Source organism: Acidovorax sp. ACV01 (genome assembly GCF_014851495.1).
In the GTDB taxonomy this organism is placed as follows: domain Bacteria; phylum Pseudomonadota; class Gammaproteobacteria; order Burkholderiales; family Burkholderiaceae_C; genus Acidovorax; species Acidovorax radicis.
Genome location: NZ_JACUZT010000005.1, coordinates 348,284 through 372,914 on the forward strand (window position 1 = coordinate 348,284; position 24,631 = coordinate 372,914).

The following is a 24,631-nucleotide window of genomic DNA, read 5'->3' on the forward strand; positions in this document are numbered from 1 at the left end:
GCTCATGCACCGCATCCTGCTTATTGACGACGACGCGCAGCTTGGCCCCCCGCTGGCTATCTATTTTCAGCGGTTCGAGCTGGAGTTGATCCACGCACTCAAACCCAGCGACGGACTGGCCCAGCTGGCAGCGGGCGGGTTTGATGCCGCCATCCTGGATGTCATGCTGCCTGAAATGGATGGGTTTGAACTGTGCCGCACCATCCGCAAGCAGGGCGATCTGCCCATCGTGATGCTGACGGCCCGGGGTGAGGTGATGGACCGCGTGGTAGGGCTGGAGCTGGGTGCGGATGATTACTTGCCAAAGCCCTTTGAACCGCGCGAGCTGGTGGCCCGGCTGCAGACAGTGCTGCGCCGCCGCCGTACCAGCACACCTGGCAGCGTTGCCGATGCCACGTTGGAGTTTGAAGGCCTGAGCATTGACGCAGCCCGCCGCAGCGTGGTGCGCCAGGGGGCGGCGTTGGAGTTGACGGGCACCGAGTTCGACCTGCTGCACCTGTTGGCGAGGGAGCCGGGCAAGGTGTTCAGCCGGGATGACATCCTCAACCAGTTGCGCGGGCACGAGGCCGAGCTGTACACGCGCGCAGTGGACATTGTGGTCAGCCGCCTGCGCAAGAAGCTGGAGCCGTTGGACTGCATCAAGACGCTGCGCAACGCGGGATATTCGCTGGCGCTGCGCAGGGCGGCAAGCGTGTCTGGCGCCCCATCCTCGATATCGATCTCGTCATGAAGTCCTCTGATTCGCTGCCTGGGCACGATCCCGGTTGTCCCTGGCACCAGCGCGCGCGCGACGCTGTCGGGTATTCGCTGCGCATCCGCCTGGTGTTGGTGTTCATGGCCCTGGCCGTGACCGTCGCGGTGGTTTTCATGGGGGGCATGCAGAAGGTGGTGGCCCTGGGCTGGAAGGAAGCCGCGCGCCCGCTGCTGATGGACTATGTGGATCGTCTCACCGCCGAGATCGGCAGTCCTCCCAGCATCGAGCGGGCCCAGGCCATTGCGAACCGGCTGCCAGTGACGTTGCGCATCGACGGGCCGCAGGTCCACTGGGATTCGCATCCCGACCGGGCGCGCCCTGACTGGATGAGCGACAAGGTGGAGCGCCAGGACCACTGGAGCCGGGAAGACACCGGCTACCGGCTGCTGCAGCGCACCACGGCCGATGGCCACCACATCGAATTCGGGCTCAACGCGCTCTCGTGGGACAAGCGCCCACGCATTGCGTGGGGCACGCTCACGGTATTGTTGTTGCTCACCGCGCTGGCTTATGTGTATGTGCGCCACCTGTTGCGGCCCCTGGACGACATCCGGCATGGCGCACGGCGCTTTGGCAATGGCGACTTTGGCGAGCCGATTCCGGTGCGCCACGCGCACCGGCCCGACGAGCTGGGCCAGCTGGCGGGCACGATCAATACCATGGGCGAAGACATCCACCAGATGCTGGAGGCCAAGCGGGCCCTGCTGCTGGCTATGAGCCACGAACTGCGCAGCCCCCTCACGCGGGCGCGCCTGAACACCGAGCTGCTGCCCGAGTCGCCCGATGTACTGGCTCAGCGTGCAGCCCTGATGCGCGATCTGGGTGAGATGGCCCGGCTCATCACCGACCTGCTTGAAAGCGAGCGCCTGGCCGGACGCCATGCGGCCCTGCACCGCGAACCCACCAACCTGGCCGAACTCGCGCGGGAGGTGGTGGCGGAGCTGGAAGTGCGGCACCCCGGGGCTACGGCGATCACGCTGCTGGTGACCGGCACCTTGCCCACCTGCATGCTCGACCGATCCCGCGTGCGCCTGCTGATGCGCAATCTGCTGGACAACAGCCTGCGCCACAACGACCCGGCGGCCCAGCCGCCGCAGATCGAACTGCGGCTGCACGAAGGCGTGGTGGAGATCGAGGTGCGGGACCACGGCCCTGGCGTACCGCCCGAGCATCTGCCACATCTGGCCCAGGCGTTCTACCGCCCTGACACTGCGCGCCAGCGCACCACGGGTGGGGTGGGGCTGGGGCTGTACCTGTGTCGCCTGGTCACGCAAGCCCACGGCGGCACGCTGCTGGTGCGCAACGCCGAACCGGGCCTGCGGGTGACGGCGCGCCTGCCGTGCCCGGACGGTACACCGCAGGGCGCTGCCGGCTGAATGCCGGCTGAGTACCGGTTGAGTACGGTGCGGTCGCCTGCCCGCTGAGGCATGGCGCACTGGGGTGGTGCGAGCGCAGCCGCCATCGGAGTGCAGTGCTGGGTTTTACCTCCATGCCCCTGCGGAGGTTTTGGCGCTCTGTCAAACTAAAAAAATGGATCAAATTGACCGCTGGCGCTTTATAGGTGTGCGCTGGCAGCTATTGTTTTGATAGTTTTTTGATCAGGCAGGTCGGAAGTCGAACCGCTCGGTCATTCGGCTGGCCCCGATCTTGCTAAACCTTGGTACCACCTCCAACACGGTGAGAGTCTAGCGTTTACCCTGTATATACAGGTATGCTTGGGCTGTCATCATGGCGGCTGGAAGCGGGTGCGACCCGGCCGGAGTGGGCAAAGGTACTTTCTTCAAACAGGAGCAGATGATGACTCGATCGGTTGTGAAATGGACGTCGCTGGCAGCAGCCGCGGCTTGCGTGATGGCAGTGGCTGCACCGGCCCAGGCGCAAGAGACCAAGATTGTGCTGGGCATGTCCGGCTGGACGGGCTTTGCGCCGCTCACCCTGGCCGACAAGGCGGGCATCTTCAAGAAGAACGGCCTCGATGTGGAGATCAAGATGATCCCGCAGAAGGACCGCCACCTGGCCCTGGCCTCGAAGTCCATCCAATGCGCCGCCACCACGGTCGAGACGCATGTGGCCTGGAACGCCAACGGCGTGCCCATCGTGCAGATCTTTCAGATGGACAAGTCCTACGGCGCCGACGGCATCGCGGTGCGCGGCGACATCAAGGGCTTTGCCGACCTCAAGGGCAAGACCATCGGCGTGGATGCGCCCGGCACCGCTCCGTACTTTGGCCTCGCCTGGATGCTCAGCAAGAACGGCATGAGCCTCAAGGACGTCAAGACCACCACGCTGTCGCCCCAGGCGGCCGCGCAGGCCTTCGTGGCAGGCCAGAACGACGCCGCCATGACGTACGAGCCCTACCTCTCCACCGTGCGCGACAACCCTGCCGCGGGCAAGATTTTGGCCACCACGCTCGACTACCCCATGGTGATGGATACCGTAGGCTGCGACCCCACCTGGCTCAAGGCCAACGCGAAGGCCGCACAGGCCCTGGCCAACTCATACTTCCAGGCGCTCGACATGATCAAGGCCGACCCGACCAAGTCCAACGAGATCATGGGCGCCGCCGTCAAGCAGACGGGCGAGCAGTTCGCCAAGTCGTCGTCCTTCCTGCGATGGCAGGACAAGGCGGCCAACCAGAAGTTCTTTGCCGGCGAGCTGACCACGTTCATGAAGGATGCCACGGCCATCCTGCTGGAGGCCGGCATCATCCGCAAGGCGAATGAGGATCTGGCCGTCACGTTCGACGCGAGCTTCATCAAGTAGTAAGTCACCTGGAAGAAGTACGCGCCATGTCTGCTGTGCAACCCCTGTCCGCCACCGAGCCCCACGCCCCCGTGCGCCGGCGTTCGCTCGCTCCCCTGGAGCCTGTGACTGCCCGCGCCCGCTGGATGCTGGGCTTCGGCTTTTTTGTGTTGTTCGTGCTGGTGTGGGCGTTCTTCACGCTGGGCGGCTTCGTGTCGCCCACCTTCCTGGCCAGCCCCGTGACCATGGCCAAAGAGGGCTGGCTGCTGTTCAGCGAATACGGCTTTCACAAAGACATCGGCATGACGGTGTGGCGCGTTTTCGGCGGCTTCATCCTGGCGGCAGTGGTGGCCGTGCCGCTGGGCATCGCGATGGGTGCGTACAAAGGCATTGAGGCGTTCTTCGAGCCCTTCGTCTCGTTCTGCCGCTACCTGCCTGCGTCGGCCTTCATTCCACTGCTGATCCTGTGGGCCGGCATTGGCGAGACGCAGAAGATCCTGGTCATCTTCATCGGCTCGGTGTTTCAGATCACGCTGATGGTGGCCGTCACCGTGGGTGGCGCGCGGCGCGACCTGGTGGAGGCTGCGTACACGCTGGGTGCGGGCCACAAGGGCATCGTCACGCGCGTGCTCATCCCCGGTGCCGCGCCCGAGATCGCCGAGACCCTGCGCCTGGTGCTGGGCTGGGCCTGGACCTACGTCATCGTGGCCGAGCTGATCGGGTCATCGAGCGGCATCGGCCACATGATCACCGACAGCCAGTCACTGCTCAACACCGGCCAGATCATCTTCGGCATCATCATCATCGGCCTCATCGGGCTGGTGTCCGACTCCGCCTTCAAGGCGCTCAACCACCGTCTGTTTGCCTGGAGTTTTGTGCGATGAGCCGCGTTTCCATTCAAGCCGTTTCGCGCGTCTTCGAGACCGCCAAGGGCCAGCGCACACAGGCGCTGCAGCCGGTCGACTTCGAGGTCAAGGACAACGACTTCGTCACCATCCTCGGCCCGTCGGGCTGCGGCAAGTCCACGCTGCTGCGCATCGTCGCAGGGCTGGACCACGCCACCAGCGGCCGCGTGCTGCTCGATGGCGCACCGGTCGAAGGCCCCGGGCCCGAGCGCGGCATGGTGTTCCAGAGCTACACGCTGTTCCCCTGGCTCACCATCGAACAGAACATCCGCTTCGGCCTGCGCGAGCGCGGCATGCCTGAATCGCAGCAGAAAGAGCGCGCCGCGTACTTCATCGCCAAGGTGGGGCTGCGCGGCTTCGAGCAGCACTTTCCTAAGCAGCTGTCGGGCGGCATGCAGCAGCGCACCGCCATTGCGCGCGCGCTGGCCAACGACCCCAAGATCCTGCTGATGGACGAGCCCTTCGGCGCGCTCGACAACCAGACCCGCGTGCTCATGCAGGAGCTGCTGCTGGGCATCTGGGAGGCCGAGCGCAAGACGGTGCTCTTCGTCACCCACGATATCGACGAAGCCATCTTCATGGCCAACCGCGTGGCCGTGTTCAGCGCCCGGCCCGGCCGCATCAAGACCGAGCTGGCGGTGGACTTGCCCCACCCACGCCACTACACCATCAAGACCAGCCCCGAGTTCATGGACCTCAAGGCGCGCCTGACGGAAGAAATCCGCGCCGAGTCCATGGCGGCAGACCTGCATTGAGCCGAACCGAGCACACCGACTCATGAGCGCCCATCCTTCCCGCCGTCCCGCTGTTGCTGTTGCTCCCGCTGCTCCCGCTCCATCACGCAGCGCCAGCCGCGTGGCCGCCCCGTCCCAGGGCGCAGCAGCCGTGGCCGCGCCCGCGCAGGCCATGGCGCTGTACGAGCAGGTCAAGGACCACATCTCGCGCAAGATCCAGGAAGGCATCTGGCGCGCGGGCGACCGCCTGCCGTCCGAGAACGAGCTGGTCACCCAGTTCGGCATCTCGCGCATGACGGTGAACCGCGCGCTGCGCGAACTGGTGGAGCAGGGCCGCATCGTGCGCGTGGCCGGTGTGGGCAGCTTCGTGGCCGAAGACAAACCCCAGTCCACGCTGCTGCAGATCGCCAACCTGGCCGGAGAGATCCGCCAGCGTGGGCATGACTACCGCTGCGACGTGCTGGCTGTAGAGCGCATCTCGGCCACGCTCGAAGTGGCCGCCGCGCTGGACCTGCGCACCGGCGAGTCGGTGTTCCACTCGCTGTGCATCCACCGCGAAGACGGCGTGCCCGTGCAACTGGAAGACCGCCACGTGAACCCCCGCCAGGTGCCCCAGTTCGCCGCGCAGGACTTCACGCTGCTGCAGCCCTCCGAATACCTGGTGCGCAACGTGCCGTTCGACCAGATCGAGCATGTGGTCGACGCCGTCATGCCCACCGCAGAGCAGGCCACGCTGCTGGAGATGTCGCCGCAGGAGCCCTGCCTGCTGCTCACCCGCCGCACCTGGTCGCGCGGCGTGCCGATCACCGTGGTGCGCTGCCTGCACCCCGCCACCCGCTACCGTTTAGGCAGCCGTTTCCGAGCCGACGGAAACCCCGTCTCAGGCTGAACGTTCTGCCTGAAGAGCCTCGATTTTTCCGCTTGTGACTACTTGTATATACAGGATCAACACCATGACAAAAACCACTGATTCGTCCCTGACCCTGCACCCCGGCCACGTGTCGCTGGCTGCGCTGCGCAGCATCTACGCCGCGCCCGTGCAGCTGTCGCTTGACCCGTCCGCACGCGCCCTCATGCAAGCATCGCTGGCCACGGTGCAGCGCATCGTGGATGAAGACCAGGTGGTCTACGGCATCAACACCGGCTTCGGCAAGCTCGCCAGCACCAAGATCGCTCACGAGCGCCTGGCCGAGCTGCAGCGCAACCTGGTGCTGTCGCACAGCGTGGGCACGGGCGATGCGCTGGCGGACGATGTGGTGCGCCTCATCCTCGCGACCAAGGCCATCAGCCTGGCGCGCGGGCACTCCGGCATCCGGCCTGAGATCGTGGATGCGCTCCTGGCCATGGCCAATGCCAACGTGCTGCCCGTGATCCCGGCCAAGGGCTCGGTGGGCGCGTCGGGCGACCTGGCGCCACTGGCGCACCTGGCCTGCGTGCTGATCGGCGAAGGGCAGGCCAAGGTCAACGGCACGGTGGTGTCGGGGGCCGAGGCCATGCGCTCCATCGGCCTTGCACCGTTCGTGCTGGGCCCCAAGGAAGGGCTGGCGCTGCTCAACGGCACGCAGGTGTCCACCTCGCTCGCGCTGGCCGGTCTGTTCGGCGCAGAAAGCGTGTTCGCGGCCGCGCTGGTCGCAGGCTGCCTGTCGCTAGAGGCCATCAAGGGCTCTGTCAAGCCGTTCGACGCACGCATCCACGAAGCGCGTGGCCAGGCCGGGCAGATCGCCGTGGCGGCCGCCGTGCGCGCGTTGCTTGACGGCAGCGCTATCGACACCTCGCACCCGAACTGCGGCCGCGTGCAGGACCCGTACTCCATCCGCTGCGTGCCGCAGGTGATGGGCGCGTGCCTCGACAACCTGCACCACGCCGCGCGCGTGCTGACCATCGAGGCGAACGCTGCGTCGGACAACCCCCTTGTGTTCGACAATGGGGACGTCATCTCCGGCGGCAACTTCCACGCCGAGCCTGTGGCCTTTGTGGCCGACATCATCGCGCTGGCCGTGGCCGAGATCGGTGCCATCTCCGAGCGCCGCCTGTCGCTGCTGCTCGACCCAGGCCTATCGGGTCTGCCGGCCTTTCTCATCCGCGACAGCGGCGTGAACTCGGGCTTCATGATCGCCCAGGTCACCGCCGCCGCGCTGGCGGCCGAGAACCAGTGCCTGGCCAACCCCAGCAGCGTGACCAGCCTGCCCACCTCGGCCAACCAGGAAGACCACGTCTCCATGGCCACCTACGGCGCACGCCGCCTGGGTGACATGGTGCGCAATGCGGCCGTGATGGTCGGCATCGAGGCCATGGCCGCTGCCCAGGGCATGGAATTTGACCGCGCGATCAAGAGCTCTGCCTTGATCGAAGACCAGTTCGCCGCCATCCGCCAGCGCGTGGCCTATCTGGAGCAAGACCGCTACCTCGCCACCGACATCGAAGCCATGCGCGAGTGGGCGATGCACACGCCGTGGCCTGCGCCGCTGCTGCAGTGCCTGCCCAGCCACGCCTGATTTCCTTCCATTCACACCCATCGATTCCTAGGAGCCCACCATGAACGCCAACGACGCCATCATCGCTGCCGCAGCTTCCTCCACCACCAGCACCGACCCCCGCCACGACGCCACCCGCGTGATCCGCGCACCGCGCGGCAACCAGCTCACCTGCAAGAGCTGGCTCACCGAGGCGGCCTACCGCATGATCCAGAACAACCTGGACTCCGAAGTGGCCGAGCGCCCGCAGGACCTGGTGGTGTACGGCGGCATCGGCCGCGCCGCGCGCAACTGGGAGTGCTATGACCAGATCCTCGCCTCGCTCAAGGACCTGAACGACGACGAAACCCTGCTCATCCAGTCCGGCAAGCCCGTGGGCGTGTTCAAGACCCACGCCAACGCGCCCCGCGTGCTGCTGGCCAACTCCAACCTGGTGCCCAAGTGGGCCAACTGGGAACACTTCAGCGAGCTGGACCAGAAGGGCCTGTTCATGTACGGCCAGATGACCGCCGGCAGCTGGATCTACATCGGCACCCAAGGCATTGTGCAGGGCACCTACGAGACCTTTGCCGAGGCCGGCCGCAAGCACTACGGCGGCTCGCTGGAGGGCAAGTGGATCCTGACCGCCGGCCTGGGCGGCATGGGCGGCGCGCAGCCGCTGGCAGCCACGTTCGCAGGCGCGGTGTCGCTCAACATCGAGTGCCAGCAAAGCAGCATCGACTTTCGCCTGCGCACGCGCTACGTGGACAAGCAGGCACGCGACATCGACCACGCCATCGAACTCATCCAGCAGCACACGGCCGCCAAGGAGGCCATCTCCATCGCGCTGCTGGGCAACGCGGCCGACGTGCTGCCCGAACTGGTCAAACGCGCCCGGGCTGGCGGCCTGAAGCCCGACTTGGTCACCGACCAGACCTCCGCCCACGACCTCGTCAACGGCTATCTGCCCGCGGGCTGGACGGTGGAGCAATGGCGCGCCGCGCAGCAGGACGTGACCCAGCACGAGGCGCTGAAAAAAGCCGCAGCCCGGTCGTGCGCCGTGCATGTGCAGGCCATGCTCGACTTCCAGTCCATGGGCATCCCCACGGTGGACTACGGCAACAACATCCGCCAGGTGGCATTCGACGAAGGCGTGAAGAATGCGTTCGACTTCCCCGGCTTCGTACCCGCGTACATCCGCCTGCTGTTCTGCGAAGGCAAGGGACCGTTCCGCTGGGTGGCCCTGTCGGGCGACCCCGAGGACATCCGCAAGACCGACGCCAAGATCAAGGAGCTGTTCCCCGAGAACAAGCACGTGCACCGCTGGCTCGACATGGCGGGCGAGCGCATCGCCTTCCAGGGCCTGCCCGCGCGCATCTGCTGGCTGGGCCTGGGCGAGCGCCACATCGCGGGCCTGGCCTTCAACGAGATGGTCAAGAGCGGCGAGCTGAAGGCCCCCATCGTCATCGGCCGCGACCACCTGGACACGGGCAGCGTGGCCAGCCCCAACCGCGAGACCGAAGCCATGAAGGACGGCACCGATGCGGTGAGCGACTGGCCGCTGCTCAACGCGCTGCTCAATACCTCGGGCGGCGCCACCTGGGTCAGCCTGCACCACGGCGGCGGCGTGGGCATGGGCTACTCGCAGCATTCGGGCATGGTCATCGTGGCCGACGGCACCGATGCCGCGGCCGAGCGCCTGGCGCGCGTGCTGGTCAACGACTGCGGCAGCGGCGTGATGCGCCATGCTGATGCGGGTTATGAACTGGCTGTGGAAACGGCCAGGAAGCAGGGCCTGAAGCTGCCGATGGTGAAGTGAAGGGGCGAGGGAGGGAATGACAGGAATGTGAAAAAAGGGAACTGCATTCCCATTCACTGGGAATGTTGGGTTTGAATGCCACAGCAATCCTTTGATACTGAGTCCATGACCGCCCGTGGACTGACCTCCGTTGCCGCCGCCGACCGTGTTCTGCACGTGCTGGCCGTGCTGGCGCAGCATGGTCAGCCCATGTCGGCGGCCGAGCTGGTGGAGGCCACGGGCTTGGCACGCAGCACGTTGTATCGCCAACTGGCGCGGCTCAAGCTGTGGGGCTTTGTGCTGGAGAGCAGCGGGCACTACGCGCCAGGGCCGCTCAGCCTGCAACTGGCCTTGGGCTTTGACATGGCATCGCACCTGGTGCACCACGCGCGGCCGGACATGCAGGCCCTGGCCCGGCAGTCCCACGAAAGCGTGGGGCTGGTGGTGGCTGTGAACGACAGCGTGGTGTGCCTGGACATGGTGGACAGCACGCAGGCCCTGCGCTGCTCGTTTGAAAAAGGGCGCAGCGTGCCGCTGCGCGCGGGTGCCTCCGCCAAGTGCTTGCTGGCCCATGTGGCCCCGGCCACGCGCAATGCCATTCTGGACATGCACTACGGCGCAGGCACTGCTGAGCGCCAGGCGGCGCTGACCGAGCTGGAAGGCATTGCTAAGGCCGGCTACGCGGTCAGCTCTGGCGAGGTGGATGCCGGTGTCTGGGGTGTCAGCGTGCCCGTGTTCGGTTCACCCCGGCAGGCGGCCGGGGCCATCACCCTGATGGCCCCGATCTTGCGAGCCCAGGGGCAGGAGACCGCACTCACCGGCATGGCCGTCGTCGCCGCAGCCCGCATCTCCCGCCAGCTCACTTCTCCCTGATTTTCCTCACCCCTCCCCAGGAGCTTTCCCCATGAACCTTCGTCGCAACCTTCTTTTGGCCAGCCTGGCCGCCGCAGCCTTTTGCACCACGGGTGCACAGGCCCAGGACAACGTCCTGCGTGTGGGCACCGATGCCACGTTTCCGCCCATGGAGTTTGTCGAGAACGGCAAACGCACGGGCTTCGACATCGAGCTGGTGGAGGCCATTGCCAAGACCATGGGCAAGCAGGTCGAGTGGGTGGACATCGACTTCAAGGGCCTGATTCCCGGCCTGATTTCTAAGCGTTTTGACATGGCGGTCTCGGCCATCTACATCACCGACGAGCGTAAGAAGGTGGTGGACTTCACCGACTCCTACTATGCCGGCGGCCTGGTGGTGATGGTGAAGGCCGACAACAAGGCCATCAACAAGCTGGCCGACCTGGACGGCAAGAAGGTCAGCGTGCAGGTGGGCACCAAGTCGGTGGCGTACCTGACCGAGAAATTCCCCAAGGTGCAGCGTGTCGAGGTCGAAAAGAACCAGGAGATGTTCAACCTGGTGGACATCGGCCGCGCCGACGCTGCCGTGACCGGCAAGCCCGCCGCGTTCCAGTATGTGCGCACCCGTCCTGGCCTGCGCGTGCTCGACGAGCAGCTCACCACCGAAGAGTACGGCATGGCCCTGCGCAAGGACACGCCTGAGCTGACGAAGGCCGTCAACGGTGCCATCACCAAGCTCAAGGCGGACGGCACCTATGCTGCCATCGTCAAGAAGTGGTTCAGCAACAGCGCTGCCAAGTAAACCGCAGCCACACGTTGCCGAACTGAGCCATGGAACTCGATTTTTCTCCTGTCTGGGCCGGGTTGCCCCAGTTGCTGGCGGGTGCGCTGGTCACTGTGGAAATCACGGCTGCCTCGCTGCTGCTGGGCTGCGTCATGGGCCTGCTGGTGGGCATTGGCCGCCTGAACCCCAAGCGCCGCGTGGTCTACGCCCTGTGCACCGCCTACGTGGCCGCCATCCGTGGCACGCCGCTGCTGGTGCAGCTGTTCATCCTGTTCTTTGGCCTGCCGCAGTTCGGCATCCTGCTGCCCGCTTTTGTGTGCGGTGTGATCGGCCTGGGCATCTACTCGGGCGCCTATGTGTCCGAGGTGGTGCGCGGCGCCATCCAGTCCATCGACAAGGGGCAGATGGAGGCGGCGCGCTCCATCGGCATGTCCTCGGGCCTTGCCATGCGCACTGTGGTGCTGCCACAGGCCGTGGTGCGCATGATTCCGCCGCTGGGCAATGAATTCATCGCGCTGATCAAGAACTCGGCGCTGGTGTCGCTGCTTACCATCCACGACCTGATGCACGAAGGGCAGAAGATCATCAGCGTGTCGTACCGTTCGCTGGAGGTGTACCTGGCGATTGCGGTGGTGTATTTCATCCTCACGGGTGTCACCTCGTTGGTGCTGCGCCGCATGGAGTTGCGCCTGCGTGCCGGGGGGATGGTGCAATGAAGAAAACGTCTGTAGTGAACGGAGTGAGTCCGGCTGCCGAGTCCATCGTGCGCATTCGCGGACTGCGCAAGTCGTTTGGCAAGCATGTGGTGCTGAACGGCATCGACTTTGACGTGCTGCCGTCGCAGGTGGTGGTGGTGATCGGGCCCAGCGGCTCGGGCAAGAGCACTTTCCTGCGCTGCTGCAACGGACTGGAGCAGCCCGAAGGCGGCACGGTCGAGATCTGTGGCCGCACGCTGGTGCAGGACGGCCGCATGCTGCCCGACCATGACCTGAACGCCCTGCGCGAAGAGGTGGGCATGGTGTTCCAGTCGTTCAACCTGTTTCCGCACCTGTCGGTGCTCGACAACGTCACGCTGGGCCCGCGCAAGCTGCGCGGCCTTTCGCGCAAGGAAGCCGACGAGCGCGCACAGGCCCTGCTGACCAAGGTGGGCCTGGCGCACAAGGCTTCGGCCATGCCTGCCAGCCTGTCGGGCGGGCAAAAGCAGCGTGTGGCCATTGCCCGCGCGCTGGCCATGGAGCCGCGTGTGATGCTGTTCGACGAGCCCACGTCGGCGCTGGACCCGGAACTGGTGGGTGAGGTGCTGCAGGTCATGAAACTGCTGGCCAGCGAAGGCATGACCATGATGGTGGTCACGCATGAGATGGACTTTGCACGCGAGGTGGGCGATGTGGTCGTGGTGATGGACGGCGGCGGCATCATTGAGGCCGGCGTGCCCGCCACCATCTTCACCAACCCCACGCAGGAGCGCACGCGCTCCTTCCTGCAGGCCGTGCTCACGCGCGCCTGAGGCCGGGTGTGGCGTGGCGCACGACAACGGTCAACAACACAACAGGAGACAAACCCGCATGCCCCCGCTATCACCCGCCATGGACCCGCGCCTGCAAGAGCGCTTTCACCGGCGTTTGCAGGCACGCTTGACCGCAGACGACGTTGCCCGCTTCGACCGCGACGGCGCGTTGTTCATCAAGCAGCTGCTCACGCCCGAAGAGGTAGCGCTGCTGCGTGAGGGCATCGACGCCAACCTGGCCGCGCCCAGCCCGCGCGCCAAGGTGGCCAGCCGGCCCGATGACCCGGGCCGGTTCTTCGAGGACTTTTGCAACTGGCAGGACATTCCGCAGTTCGGCCGCTTTGTGCACGAGACGCCGCTGGCCCTGGCCGCGCAGCGCCTCATGCAGTCGCGCACCGTGCGGCTGTACCACGACCATGTGCTGGTGAAAGAGCCGGGCACGCGCCAGCGCACGCCCTGGCACCAGGACCAGCCTTACTACAACATCGACGGCCAGCAGAACATCAGCATGTGGATTCCGGTCGATCCAGTGTCGCGCGCGGCCACGCTCGAATTTGTGGCCGGTTCGCACAAGGGCCCCTGGCTCATGCCTCGCACCTTCATGGACAACCAGGCGAAGTGGTTCCCCGAAGGCAGCCTGCAAGATTTGCCCGATGTCGAGGCCGACCGCGACGCCTTCCCCATCGTGGGCTGGGAGATCGAGCCCGGCGATGTGGTGTGTTTTCACATGCTCACGCTGCATGCGGCGGGTGGGGTAGAGGGCACTAACCGCCGCCGCGTGTTTTCGGTGCGCTTTCTGGGTGACGACACGCGCCATGCGCCCCGGCCGTGGAAGACTTCGCCTGAGTTTCCGGGCCTGGCTGGCGAGTTGCCCGCTGGCGCGGAGATGGACCACCCGCTGTTTCCGCTGCTGGTCACAGGTGCAGGGCAGATAGCAACATCATGATGAACACGACAACAACGATGGTGATGAACTTCTTTGACCTGGCCATTACTCCGAGTACGCCCTGGAAGAACGGCGGTGGCAGCACGCAGGAGCTGGCCTGCTGGCCCCCCGGTGCGGACATGAACGGCTTTGAGTGGCGCGTGAGCCTGGCCACGGTGGACCGGCCCGGTCCGTTCTCCGTGTTCCCGGGCATTGACCGCCAGATCATGCTGCTGGGCGGCGACGGCCTGCACTTGCGCAGCCCTGGCTGGGAGCACCGGCTGGACCAGCGCTGGCAGCCGTTTGCTTTCTCGGGCGACGACGCGGTGGACGGCGCCATGCTGGGGGGCACGTCCAAGGATTTCAACCTCATGCTGCGCCGCGGCGTATGGCAGGGCGCGCTGCGGGTGGTCGGTGATGACCAGGCGCTTGGGGGCGCTGCCGCTGGCTTTTGCATGGCGCTGCACGGCGACTGGCAATGGTTGGACGCGCAGGGCGGCAATCACCGCGTGCTGCGGGCCGGGCAGGGCTTCTGGTGGGCTGGCGAAGCGGGGTCGGTGCAAGGGCTCCTTGCGCCGGTGCACGCCGACAGCGCGGCCGGCGCCCCCGCCTTGGTGTGGATAGCGCTGGAGCACAGCTCCGGCGAAAAATATGAATAAAAATGGCCCATGGCGCTTGATGGATAAGCGCTAGCAGCTATTTGTTTTGTAGCAATTGACACCCATGATTTCTTCGGTAGACAAAGACATGCAACCTCCACACACCCGTGCGTCGCTCCCCGGCAGCACCAACAGCGCCAACAGCGTCGACAGCCCTCGCAGCGCTGATGGCATATGGGTGAACCTGAAGCCCGTGCCAGGCCTTGCCGTGGCCGACGTGCCCGTGTCCGAGGGAGAGCCTATCTGCGTGGTGGTGCAGGGTGGCAGCATGGCCTGGGTGGGGCCCGAAGCACAGCTGCCTGCCGACTACCAGGCCCTGCGCCGTTGGAACGCACAGGGCGCCCTGGCCACGCCCGGCCTCGTGGACTGCCACACCCACCTGGTCTATGGCGGCCAGCGGGCCAACGAATTCGCCATGCGACTGGCGGGCGCCACGTACGAAGAAGTGGCCAAGGCCGGCGGTGGCATCGTGTCGTCCGTCAAGGCCACGCGCGAGGCGTCCGAAGACGAACTCTTCGCCCTCGCAGCACCCCGCCTGCAAGCCCTGCTCGACGAAGGCGTCTGCGCCATCGAGATCAAGTCCGGCTACGGCCTGGCGCTGGAGCACGAGCGCAAGCAACTGCGCGTGGCCCGCCGCCTGGGCGAGGCCTTCGGGGTGACGGTGCGCACCACCTTCCTCGGCGCACATGCCTTGCCGCCCGAATACGCAGGCCGCAGTGGCGACTACACCGACCTGGTCTGCAATGAGATGCTGCCCGCGCTCGCGGCCGAAGGCCTGGTCGATGCGGTGGACGTGTTCTGCGAACGCATCGCCTTCACGCTGGCCGAGACGGAGCAGGTGTTTCAGGCTGCGCAAAAGCTCGGCATCCCCGTCAAACTGCATGCCGAGCAACTCTCCGACATGGGCGGCGCGGCCCTGGCCGCGCGCTACGGTGCGCTGTCGTGCGACCACATCGAGCACCTGTCGCAAGACGGCATCGCCGCCATGAAAGCCGCCGGCACCGTGGCCGTGCTGCTGCCCGGCGCCTACTACACGCTGCGCGACACGCACCTGCCGCCCATCGCGCAGCTGCGCGAGGCCGGCGTGCCCATGGCCGTGTCCACCGACCACAACCCCGGCACGTCGCCCGCGCTCAGCCTGCTGCTCATGGCCAACATGGCGTGCACGTTGTTTCGCCTGACGGTGCCCGAGGCCCTGGCCGGCATCACCACGCACGCCGCGCGCGCGCTGGGGCTGCAGGAGACGCACGGCGTCATCGCCGCCGGCCGGCCTGCCCACTTCGTGCTGTGGCCGCTGGCCGACGCGGCCGAACTGGCCTACTGGTACGGCCACAAGCCCGCCTGCACCATCGTGCGGCAGGGGCGCGTGGCGGCCGACGGCCTGGGCATCCGCACGCATCAGGAGACACTCCATGGCGCTTGACGCACCGCACAGCCTTTTCGCCGCCGATGCGCTGCTGCCCACCGGCTGGGCGCGCAACGTGCTGTTGCAGTGGGATGGGGCAGGGCGCTTCACCCACATCGCCACCGATGCTCCAGCGCCCGCGGGCACGCCGGTGGCTGCGGGCCCGGTGCTCCCCGGCATGCCCAACCTGCATTCGCACGCATTCCAGCGCGCGTTCGCCGGCCTGACGGAGTACCGCGGCGAAAGCCAGGACAGCTTCTGGAGCTGGCGCAACCTGATGTACCGCTTTGCCGCACGCATCACGCCCGAGTCGCTGGAGGCCATCGCCACCTGGCTCTATGTGGAGATGCTGGAGGCGGGCTACACCTCGGTGTGCGAGTTCCACTACGTGCACCACGATCAGGACGGCACGCCGTATGCCGACGACGCCACTCTGTCGCTGGCCCTGCTGCGCGCGGCGCGCAACGCGGGCATCGGCATCACGCTGCTGCCGGTGCTGTACCAGACCAGCGGCTTTGGCGCCAAGCCGCCGCGGGCGGACCAGGCCCGCTTCATCCGCAGCACGGACAACATGCTCTCCTTGTTGGAGCGCCTCGCGCCCGCTGCACAAGCGCAAGGGGCCGGTCTGGGCCTGGCGCCGCACTCGCTGCGCGCCGTGCCGCCGGACAGCCTGCGTGCCGCCGTGCAGGGCCTCACCGCCCTGAACCCGCAGGCGCCCATCCACATCCATATCGCCGAGCAGACGCAGGAGGTCGACGACTGCATCTCCTGGAGCGGCCAGCGCCCCGTGCAGTGGCTGCTCGACCACGCCCCGGTGGACGCACGCTGGTGCCTGGTGCATGCCACGCACATGACTGTGGATGAATACGCAGCCGCCGCGCGCTCGGGCGCCGTGGCGGGCATCTGCCCCACGACCGAAGCCAATTTGGGCGATGGCATCTTCGACATGCCACTGTGGCTAAAACATGGCGGCCGCTGGGGCGTGGGCTCGGACAGCCACGCCTGCGTGAATGCGGCCGAAGAGCTGCTGATGCTCGAGTACGGCCAGCGCCTGTCGCGCCGCCAGCGCAACGTGCTGGCCAGCAGCACCCAGGCCGAGGTGGCGACCGCTATGACGCTGCAGGCTGTGGCCGGTGGTGCGCAGGCTTCGGGCCGCGCCGTCAAGGGACTTGCCGTGGGCCAGCAGGCCGATCTGGTGGTGTTGGACGCGCAGCATGTGGCGCTGCGCGACCTGCCCGCGCACAGCATGTTGTCGGCCCATGTGTTCGGCAGCCACCGCACCTCGGCCATCGACAGCCTGTGGGTGGCCGGCGTGCGCCGCGTGTCCGACGGCCAGCACACGCTTCACGAATCCGCAGCCAATGCCTTTGTGGCTGCCCGGACGGCCACCATCGCGCCGGACTGAGCTGTCTTTGTCTTATTTCTGAACCCGCCATGACCGAAAAAAATATACCGCCCCCGTTTGTCTTTCACCAAGGCACGCAGCCGCTGCTGATCTCCATGCCCCATGCCGGCACCTATGTGCCCCCGGCGCTGACGGCGCGATTTACCGAGGATGCCCGCCATGTGCCCGACACCGACTGGCACATGGACCGGCTGTATGGGTTTGCCAAGGACCTGGGCGCGTCCATCCTGGTGGCCACGCACTCGCGTTATGTGGTCGATCTGAACCGCCCGCCCGACGGCGCCAGCCTGTACCCCGGCCAGAGCGTCACCGGCCTGTGCCCGGTCGACACCTTTGACGACACGCCCATCTATGCCAACGGTGATGTGCCCGATGACGCAGAAGTTGCTGCGCGGCGTGATGCAGTCTGGGCGCCGTACCACGCGCAACTGCGTACCGAGTTGGATCGCATCCGCGCCCAACACGGTGTGGCGGTGTTGTGGGACGCCCATTCGATCCGCTCGGTGTTGCCCCGCTTTTTTGAAGGCAAGCTGCCGGACCTGAACCTGGGCACGGCCAATGGTGAAAGCTGCGACCCCGCACTGGCACAGCAGTTGCTGTCCATTGCAAAGGAAGCCAGCGGCTATACCGCCGTGCTCAATGGCCGCTTCAAGGGTGGGCACATCACGCGCCACTATGGCCAGCCGGGGCAGGGCGTACACGCGATCCAGCTGGAGATGACGCAGTGCAGTTACATGCAGGAGGTCTTGCCGTTTGACTACCTGCCCGAGGTGGCGGCGCGCGTGCAGCCGCACCTGGAGCGCATGCTGCGGGCCGTGCTCGCTTTTGCGGCTTCACATGGTGGGCGGTGATTCATCGCGCGTGCCATGGGGATGTTGATATTGCTCAATTTTTTGTAGCGGCCGGTCCAGTGCGGCCAAGCTTTGATGCTAGTATGGATTGAGCGGTCCCTCCACGGGATCGTCGGGCGGGCGCTTCTTGTTTTCAGCCCCACCCTGCCAGCCAATGCGGAAGGAGCCGCAGCCCCATGGACCCAGCGGCTTATTACTACATGCCCCTTTTCAAGCCCGGTGCCTCCGTGCAATGGGGGCAACGGCGCGAGACGGTCAGCCATGTGGTGGTGCGCCGCAATGCGCTCATGATCTACTTGGTGGGCCTGGATTCGCCCGTGCACCCGGACTCCCTCCAGGTGGAGCCCACGGCTTTTCACCTCACACGCGTTCCCGACAGGTTCTGACAGCAGAAATCCGCCGCACCACGGTGTGCTGAATCTTCACCCCGCCGTGTGCTGCGCCATGGCCTCGCCCAGCTGGATGGGCCTTGTGGGTGCCCACTGCGGGTTGAACTGCAGCGGCCCCGCCGGGAACAGCATGACCACCGTCGAGCCCAGCAGGAAGCGTCCCATTTCTTCGCCCTGCCGCAGGCTCACCTGCCCCTTGGCGTAGTCCCACTGCCGCTGCGTGCCCGTGCGGGGCGGATTCACCTGGCCATGCCACACCGTGGCCATGCTGCCCACAATGGTGGCGCCCACCAGCACCAGTACGAACGGGCCCTGGGCCGATTCAAAAAAGCACACCACGCGCTCATTGCGCGCAAACAGGCCCGGCACGCCACGCGCCGTGGTGGGGTTCACCGAAAACAGATCGCCGGGCACATGCACCATGCGCGTCAACTCGCCCGCGCACGGCATGTGAATGCGGTGGTAGTCGCGCGGGCTCAGGTACAGCGTGGCGAAGTGGCCGTTGTCAAAACGGGCTGCCGCTGCCGCATCGCCACCCACCAGGGCGGTGGTGGAATAGGTGTGGCCCTTGGCCTGGAAGACCTGGTCCTTGGCGATGGGGCCCAACTGGCTGATGGCGCCATCCACCGGGCAGATCAGGTCTGCCGTGGCCAGCGGGCGAGCTCCTGGCCTCAACGCCCTGGTGAAGAAGTCGTTGAACGATGCGTAGCTGGTGATGTCGGGATTGGCCGCCTCGGCCATGTTGACGTTGTAGCGGGCCACAAAACGGCGGATCACCGAGGTGGTCAGGCTGCCCAGCTGGGCTGACGCAAATTTGCCAGCCAGGTTGGTCAGTGCCTGCTTGGGCATGAGGTATTGCGGCAGAACTGCCAGGCGATCAGACACGGGCGAACCCCTCGAAGACGAAAGCGAACGATTCTATCGGCGGGGCACCGTCACCCGCATGCTTCATACCCCGAGGTACTGGTCCAGCAGCTGGGGCTGCGCGTGCAGCGCGTCCGAACTGCCCTCGAACACCACTTGGCCCTTGACCAGGATGATGTTGCGGTCGGTGATCTGCGTGACGTGTTTCCAGTTCTTGTCCACGATCACACTGCTGATGCCACTGTCCTTTATGAGGCTGCAGATGCGCCATATCTCGCGGGCGATCAGCGGGGCCAGGCCCTCGGTCGCTTCGTCGAGGATGAGCACATCCGGGTTGGTCATCAGCGCGCGGCCAATGGTCAGCATCTGCTGCTCGCCGCCGCTGAGTTGCTGGCCGCCGTGGCCCAGGCGTTCCTTCAGGCGCGGAAATGTCTCCAGCACCCGGTCATAGGTCCAGTCGCGCTGGCCACGTGTACCTGCGCGCGCCGCCATCTGCAGGTTCTCGACCACGCTGAGGTTGCCGAAGATGCCGCGGCCTTCGGGCACGTAGGCGATGCCCAACCGGGCGACCTCGAACGGAGGCTTGCCGGTCATGTTGCGGCCTGACACCGTCACGCTGCCCGAGCGCGGCTTGACGAGCCCCATGAGCGACTTGAGCAAGGTGCTCTTGCCCATGCCGTTGCGGCCCATGAGGCCGATGGTTTCCCCCTGGCCCACCGTAAAGTCCACGCCATGCAGGATGTGGCTGCTGCCGTAGAAAGTGTGGATGCCACGGGCATCAATCCATGGAGTGCTCATCTCAGTGATCCTCCCCCAGGTAGGCGGCTTGCACCGTGGCGTCGGCGCGCACCTCGGGCGGTGTGCCATGGGCGATCACTTCACCATTGACCATCACGGTGAGGAGGTCGGCCAGTGCAAACACGGCGTCCATGTCGTGCTCCACCAGCATGATGGCGTGGGCGGGCTTGAGGCGCTGCAGCAGCTCCACCATGCGTTCCGCCTCAGCCACGCCCATGCCGGCCAGTGGCTCGTCGAGCAGCAACACCTGCGGCTCGGTGGCCAGGGTCATCGCAATTTCGAGCTGGCGCTGCTCGCCGTGGCTCATGGCGCCGGCAATGGCTGTGCGCCGGTCTTTCAAGCCGGAAAGCTCGATAGCGCTTTCCAGTCTTGCGTTGGTAGCTCTGTTTTTGATAGTGTTTGCACGCGTGTCCTGCCACCAGCGCAGCGGGTTCCAGGGCTGCTGTGGGTCTCGGGACTGCGCGGCCAGGCGCACGTTTTCATGCACGGTAAGCGGCAAGAAGATGTTGGTCTTCTGGTAGCTGCGGCCCAGTCCCTGGCGCGAGATGCGTTCGGGTGCCCAGCCGGTCACGTCGGAGCTCCCAAGCTGCACCTGCCCCGAACTGGGTGGAAGGTCGCCCGATAGCAGGTTGGTAAGCGTGGACTTGCCCGCGCCGTTGGGGCCGATCACGGCATGGATCTGACCACGCCACAGGTCCAGCGATACGCCGTTGACGGCGGCCAGGCCTCCGAAGCGTTTGGTGAGCTGGCGGGCCGAGAGCAGGGCGTCAGCCATGGTGTGGGTCCTCCTGCGCCTTGGTGGCCCGGCGCTGCCCCAGCATGCCCAGCAGCCCGCGCGGCGCTGCCACCACCACCAGCACGATGAAGCTGCCCATCAGCAGTTGCCAGTGTTTGGTGATGTCCTTGAATACATGCAACAGATACTCGAAGGCAAAGGCGCCCACGATCGCCCCGGCAAAATTGCCCATGCCGCCCAGGATGATCATCATGATGGCGTGGGCGCTCATGTGAAAGCCCATCAGCTCCGGGTTCACATAGCCCGTCTGCGCGCCCCACAGGTAGCCCGCCAGCCCCGCGAGCGCACCCGCCACGGTGAAGGCGGTGAGCTTGTAGCCGCGTGTGCCGAAGCCCATGGCCCGCATGCGGTGCTCGTTGATGCGGATGCCTGACAGTGCGCGGCCCAGCGGGCTCCAGAGCAGGCGGCGCAGCAGCACATAGACGATCACCACCAGCGCAAGCGTGAAGTAGTAGAAGGTCTTGCGGCCTTCCAGGTCGAACGGTAGCCAGCCGAAGATGGACGCATCGGGCCGGAAGTTGATGTACAGACCGTCCGAGCCGCCCAGCACCTTGTTGTCGAAGAACAGATAGAACACCATCTGCGCGAACGCCATGGTGACCATGATGAAGTAGATGCCGTGCGTGCGCACCACGAAGAAACCGATGATCAGCGCCACCAGCCCGGCGCCTGCCACCGCCAGGGGCAGCGACCACCACAGGCTGACCGGCGTATCGGCGGGCGTGAGAAAGGCCAGCGCATAGCCCGCCACGCCAAAGTAAGCGGCATGGCCCAGCGAAACCAGGCCGGTCACGCCCTGCAGCAGATCGAGGCTCATCGCGAAGATGGCCATGATCATCATGCGCGTGACCATCTGCACGTAGAAGTCGCTGCCGACCACCGGGAACAGCAGCAGCGCCGCCAGCCCCAGTGCCAGGGAAAACTGCACGCTGCGCGGCAGCACCTCGATATTGGCGCGCGGGGTGCTCATAGGTGGCCGCCGGGCTGCGAAGCGTGTGGTGCGCGCGAAGTGACAAGCATCGGGGTCATCATTGTTTAAAGAGGCCTTCGGGTTTCCACAGCAGCACGGCCGCCATCAGCATATAGACCAGCATCCCGGCCATCGATGGCAGCAACACCTTGCCAAAGGTATCCACCAGCCCCACGAGCAGGGCGGAGATCAGCGCACCACGCACGGAACCGATGCCCCCGATCACCACCACCACAAAACACATGATGAGCACGGACGACCCCATGTTGGGATAGACGCTGGACACCGGCGCGGCCACCATGCCTGCGACGGCCGCCAAGCCCACGCCCAGGGCAAAGACAATGGCGTGGATCAGCTTGATGTTCACCCCCAGCGACTCGGCCATATCACGGTTGAAGGCTCCGGCACGGATCTTCATGCCCAGCCGTGTTTTGGAGATCAGCAGATACAGGCCCAGCGCCAGTGCCATGCACACGCCTGAGATGAACAGCCGGTAGACCGGGTAGGAGAGGGTGTCGGTAAGCGGAATGGACCAGTCCAGCATCGCGGGGATCGGGACGCCGTGCACGTCGTCGCCCCAGAGGATGGAGCGCAGTTCCTCGAAGATGTAGATGAGACCGAAGGTCAGCAGCACCTGATCCAGGTGGTCACGATGGTAGAAGTGGCGAAACAGCAGCCATTCCAGCGCGAGGCCAAACACCACTGCCAGCACAGCCCCGCCCAGGATGGCGAGCGTGAGGCTGCCAAAGTGGCCCGACAGCGAATAGCCCAGGTAGGCCCCCAGCATATAGAAGCTGCCGTGTGCCAGGTTCACCACGCCCATGATCCCGAAGATCAGCGTAAGGCCGGCAGCCAGCATGAACAGCAGCAGCCCGTATTGCACGCTGTTGAGCAGCTGGATCAGGAATGTGGCGAAGTCCATGGTGGGCAAACAGACAGTGGATCAGGTGGCGCGGCGCGTGGCCAGCAGCAGGGTGCCCATCAGCGTGAACAGGCCGCCCGAGATGCGGTTGAACCAGCGCATGCGTGCGCCGGAGCGCAGCACGGGTGCCAAGCGCGCCACGCCCAGCGCACACAGCGTGAGCACCGTGAATTCAAAGGCCACGAAGGTGCTTGCCAGCACGGCAAACTGCGGCGCCCATGCGGCGGTCGGGTCCAGAAACTGGGGAAAAAATGCCGTGAAGAACAGCAGAGCCTTGGGGTTGCTGCCGCCCACGATCAGACCCTGGATGTAGAGCTTGCGTGCGGGCACCACGGCCTTGGCTGGCGTGCCGCTGGCGGGCATCTCGTCAAACACTGTGGTCTTGCTGCGAAACGTCTTGATGCCAAGCCAGATCAGATACGCTGCGCCCGCCGCCTTGAGTACCCAGAAGGCAGTTTCCGATGCCGCCAGCAGCGCCCCCAGGCCCAGGGCCGAGAGCAGCATGGTACCGAGGACTGCTGTCACGCTGCCCGCAGCAGCGGCCAGGGCCTTGCGCGGGCCGTGCTGTAGGGAATTGGTCATGCACATGAGCATCGTCGGGCCGGGCGAAAGAACCAGCAGGGCCACTGCGGCGAGGTAGAGCAGGTAGGTACTGAGCGACATAGGAGGGGATGGGGAAAGCAGGGTGGCCGCAAAGTCCGGGCGCACAGCAGACAGGCCTGCCGTGGCGGCAGTCCATCAGTGCATTGTGTCAAAACCGCGGGGCGAACCGGACCCAAGGTCCAGTGCGCGCCGTGGCCCGGTCAGTGGGGTGGGCGCGTCAGCCCATGCGGCACCCGGCACCGCTGTCGGCCAGGGCCTTGGCGGCAATGCCGATCACCTTGTTTTCCTTGTTTTCTACACGGCGCAGGTAGATGTCCTGCACGGGGTTGTGGGCCTTGCTCATGGTCCACTTGCCGCGTGGGCTGTCGATGGTGGCGCTCTCCATGGCCTTGATGATGGCGGGCTTGGCCGACAGGTCGCCCTTGACGGCGTTGGCCCCTTGCACCAGCAGCAGGCCCGTGTCGTAGCCCTGCACCGCATAGACATCAGGCTGGCTGCGGAAAGCCTTGGCGTACTCGAGGCGGAACTGCTTGTTGCGTGGCGTGTCGAGCGAGTCGCTGTAGTGCATCGTCGTGATGATCCCGTCGGCGGCGGGGCCTGCAGCGTCCAGCACGCCTTCGGTGAGGAAGCCCGAACCATACAGCGGAATCTTGTCCTTGAGGCCTGCGGCTGCATAGTCGCGGATGAATTTGGCAGCCCCCCCGCCCGCAAAGAAGCAGGCGACGGCGTCAGGCTTGAGGGCGGCGATTTCGGTCAGCAGCGCCTGGAACTCCACGTTGGGGAAGGGCAGGCCCAGTTCCTTCACGATGGTACCGCCCGCTGCGGTGTAGCTTTGCTTGAAGCCTTCGAAGGCCTCGTCCCCTGCTGCGTATTTCCAGGTGATCCACACCGCCTTCTTGTGGCCCTTTTCGACCATGGCCTTGCCCAGGGCCAGCGTGGGCTGGGAATTGCTGAACGAGGTGCGGAACACGTTGGGGGCACACAGTGCGCGCGTGGCGGCATGCACGCCGGCGTTGGGAATCAGATTGAGCACGCCGGTGTCGCGCGCCACCTTCTGGATGCCCATCTGCACGCCCGAATGTACGGTGCCAATCAGCACATCCACCTTGTCGCGCTGCACCAGCTTGCTGGCATTCTCGACCCCCTTGCTGGGCTCGGATTCGTCATCCACCTTGAACCACTCGATCTCGCGTCCCCCGAGTTTTCCACCCTGCTGGTCGATGGCCAGGCGTACGCCGTTCTCGATGGCTACGCCCAGTTGGGCAAAGGTGCCGGTGTAGGGCAGCATGAAGCCCACGCGCACCTTGCCGCTTTGCGCACGCACGATGGAGGGCAGCAACAGCCCTGTGGATGCGGCGCCCACAAGGGCGGCGCTGCGGCTGATGACGAGGCGGCGGGTGGTCATTGGGCTTGTCTCCTTTGTTTAGGCTTAAAGTAATTTACTGCAAGCATTCGGTGGTGAATACCTATGGGTTACCCGTACCGCAAGGAACGGAGCCCCTGCGTTGAGCGCTG

The 24,631-nt window shown here is 65.7% G+C and carries 25 protein-coding genes; 18 read left to right on the forward strand and 7 right to left on the reverse strand.

Going from position 1 to position 24,631, the window contains the following annotated elements; all coding sequences use genetic code 11:
* Positions 1 to 4: 4 nt before the first annotated feature.
* The 18 genes from IB243_RS16680 (at position 5) to IB243_RS16765 (ending at position 18,160) form a co-directional block, all read left to right on the forward strand.
* On the forward strand, positions 5 to 730 hold the full coding sequence (locus IB243_RS16680; RefSeq protein ID WP_192428388.1) for a response regulator transcription factor: 726 nt from the start codon (positions 5 to 7) through the stop codon (positions 728 to 730).
* A complete protein-coding gene (locus IB243_RS16685) occupies positions 727 to 2,130 on the forward strand; it encodes a HAMP domain-containing sensor histidine kinase (protein WP_057224822.1) in 1,404 nt (467 codons plus the stop codon). The genes IB243_RS16680 and IB243_RS16685 overlap by 4 nt, the downstream gene beginning before the upstream one ends.
* Before the next feature lie 421 nt (positions 2,131 to 2,551).
* Positions 2,552 to 3,517 carry an ABC transporter substrate-binding protein gene (locus IB243_RS16690; RefSeq protein ID WP_192428389.1) on the forward strand — a complete coding sequence of 322 codons (966 nt, stop codon included), beginning with the start codon at positions 2,552 to 2,554 and terminating at the stop codon, positions 3,515 to 3,517.
* A 26-nt stretch (positions 3,518 to 3,543) separates the two neighbouring features.
* Positions 3,544 to 4,380, forward strand: coding sequence for an ABC transporter permease (locus tag IB243_RS16695; RefSeq protein WP_192428390.1), 837 nt, complete (start codon positions 3,544 to 3,546; stop codon positions 4,378 to 4,380).
* Positions 4,377 to 5,156, forward strand: coding sequence for an ABC transporter ATP-binding protein (locus tag IB243_RS16700; protein ID WP_056419373.1), 780 nt, complete (start codon positions 4,377 to 4,379; stop codon positions 5,154 to 5,156). Before IB243_RS16695 ends, IB243_RS16700 begins: the two co-directional genes overlap by 4 nt.
* Positions 5,157 to 5,178: 22 nt before the next feature.
* The gene (hutC, locus tag IB243_RS16705; RefSeq protein WP_057224816.1) at positions 5,179 to 6,024 is read left to right on the forward strand and encodes a histidine utilization repressor; all 846 of its coding nucleotides are present in this window, start codon (positions 5,179 to 5,181) and stop codon (positions 6,022 to 6,024) included.
* A gap of 64 nt (positions 6,025 to 6,088) precedes the next feature.
* Positions 6,089 to 7,630, forward strand: coding sequence for a histidine ammonia-lyase (gene hutH / locus IB243_RS16710; RefSeq protein WP_192428391.1), 1,542 nt, complete (start codon positions 6,089 to 6,091; stop codon positions 7,628 to 7,630).
* 40 nt (positions 7,631 to 7,670) lie between these two features.
* The gene (gene hutU / locus IB243_RS16715; RefSeq protein ID WP_192428392.1) at positions 7,671 to 9,407 is read left to right on the forward strand and encodes a urocanate hydratase; all 1,737 of its coding nucleotides are present in this window, start codon (positions 7,671 to 7,673) and stop codon (positions 9,405 to 9,407) included.
* Positions 9,408 to 9,512: 105 nt separating this feature from the next.
* Positions 9,513 to 10,259 (forward strand): IclR family transcriptional regulator, encoded by a 747-nt coding sequence (locus IB243_RS16720; RefSeq protein ID WP_225584992.1) that lies wholly within the window; start codon positions 9,513 to 9,515, stop codon positions 10,257 to 10,259.
* A 31-nt stretch (positions 10,260 to 10,290) separates the two neighbouring features.
* Entirely contained in the window at positions 10,291 to 11,040 is a 750-nt protein-coding gene (locus tag IB243_RS16725; RefSeq protein WP_010465677.1) for a glutamine ABC transporter substrate-binding protein, read from the forward strand.
* A 29-nt stretch (positions 11,041 to 11,069) separates the two neighbouring features.
* A complete protein-coding gene (locus IB243_RS16730) occupies positions 11,070 to 11,738 on the forward strand; it encodes an amino acid ABC transporter permease (protein ID WP_010465675.1) in 669 nt (222 codons plus the stop codon).
* Complete coding sequence (locus tag IB243_RS16735; RefSeq protein WP_225584993.1) at positions 11,735 to 12,529, forward strand: amino acid ABC transporter ATP-binding protein; 795 nt, start codon at positions 11,735 to 11,737, stop codon at positions 12,527 to 12,529. The genes IB243_RS16730 and IB243_RS16735 overlap by 4 nt, the downstream gene beginning before the upstream one ends.
* Positions 12,530 to 12,587: 58 nt before the next feature.
* On the forward strand, positions 12,588 to 13,475 hold the full coding sequence (locus tag IB243_RS16740) for a phytanoyl-CoA dioxygenase family protein (RefSeq protein ID WP_192428394.1): 888 nt from the start codon (positions 12,588 to 12,590) through the stop codon (positions 13,473 to 13,475).
* Positions 13,476 to 13,492: 17 nt separating this feature from the next.
* Positions 13,493 to 14,113, forward strand: a complete 621-nt coding sequence (locus IB243_RS16745; RefSeq protein ID WP_192428474.1) for a HutD family protein — start codon at positions 13,493 to 13,495, stop codon at positions 14,111 to 14,113.
* A gap of 88 nt (positions 14,114 to 14,201) precedes the next feature.
* Complete coding sequence (hutI, locus tag IB243_RS16750) at positions 14,202 to 15,536, forward strand: imidazolonepropionase (protein WP_225584994.1); 1,335 nt, start codon at positions 14,202 to 14,204, stop codon at positions 15,534 to 15,536.
* Positions 15,526 to 16,923 carry a formimidoylglutamate deiminase gene (locus IB243_RS16755; RefSeq protein ID WP_192428395.1) on the forward strand — a complete coding sequence of 466 codons (1,398 nt, stop codon included), beginning with the start codon at positions 15,526 to 15,528 and terminating at the stop codon, positions 16,921 to 16,923. The genes hutI and IB243_RS16755 overlap by 11 nt, the downstream gene beginning before the upstream one ends.
* A gap of 29 nt (positions 16,924 to 16,952) precedes the next feature.
* The gene (gene hutG, locus IB243_RS16760; protein WP_192428396.1) at positions 16,953 to 17,774 is read left to right on the forward strand and encodes an N-formylglutamate deformylase; all 822 of its coding nucleotides are present in this window, start codon (positions 16,953 to 16,955) and stop codon (positions 17,772 to 17,774) included.
* A 176-nt stretch (positions 17,775 to 17,950) separates the two neighbouring features.
* Complete coding sequence (locus IB243_RS16765; protein ID WP_010465662.1) at positions 17,951 to 18,160, forward strand: hypothetical protein; 210 nt, start codon at positions 17,951 to 17,953, stop codon at positions 18,158 to 18,160.
* Positions 18,161 to 18,196: 36 nt separating this feature from the next.
* On the opposite strand, the gene asd is transcribed toward IB243_RS16765, so the two are convergent.
* The 7 genes from asd to IB243_RS16800 all read right to left on the reverse strand — a co-directional run bounded on the left by asd (position 18,197) and on the right by IB243_RS16800 (position 24,521).
* Entirely contained in the window at positions 18,197 to 19,048 is an 852-nt protein-coding gene (gene asd / locus IB243_RS16770; RefSeq protein ID WP_192428397.1) for an archaetidylserine decarboxylase, read from the reverse strand.
* Between the two features lie 63 nt (positions 19,049 to 19,111).
* Positions 19,112 to 19,825 carry an ABC transporter ATP-binding protein gene (locus IB243_RS16775; protein ID WP_010465657.1) on the reverse strand — a complete coding sequence of 238 codons (714 nt, stop codon included), beginning with the start codon at positions 19,823 to 19,825 and terminating at the stop codon, positions 19,112 to 19,114.
* A 1-nt stretch (position 19,826) separates the two neighbouring features.
* Entirely contained in the window at positions 19,827 to 20,600 is a 774-nt protein-coding gene (locus IB243_RS16780) for an ABC transporter ATP-binding protein (protein ID WP_192428398.1), read from the reverse strand.
* Positions 20,593 to 21,591 carry a branched-chain amino acid ABC transporter permease gene (locus IB243_RS16785; protein WP_192428399.1) on the reverse strand — a complete coding sequence of 333 codons (999 nt, stop codon included), beginning with the start codon at positions 21,589 to 21,591 and terminating at the stop codon, positions 20,593 to 20,595. Before IB243_RS16785 ends, IB243_RS16780 begins: the two co-directional genes overlap by 8 nt.
* Positions 21,592 to 21,649: 58 nt before the next feature.
* Positions 21,650 to 22,513: a branched-chain amino acid ABC transporter permease gene (locus IB243_RS16790; protein WP_010465652.1), complete on the reverse strand. Its 864-nt coding sequence runs from the start codon at positions 22,511 to 22,513 to the stop codon at positions 21,650 to 21,652.
* Positions 22,514 to 22,534: 21 nt separating this feature from the next.
* Positions 22,535 to 23,176, reverse strand: a complete 642-nt coding sequence (locus tag IB243_RS16795; RefSeq protein ID WP_010465650.1) for a LysE family translocator — start codon at positions 23,174 to 23,176, stop codon at positions 22,535 to 22,537.
* A gap of 157 nt (positions 23,177 to 23,333) precedes the next feature.
* The gene (locus tag IB243_RS16800; protein WP_057224798.1) at positions 23,334 to 24,521 is read right to left on the reverse strand and encodes an ABC transporter substrate-binding protein; all 1,188 of its coding nucleotides are present in this window, start codon (positions 24,519 to 24,521) and stop codon (positions 23,334 to 23,336) included.
* Positions 24,522 to 24,631 lie beyond the last annotated feature (110 nt).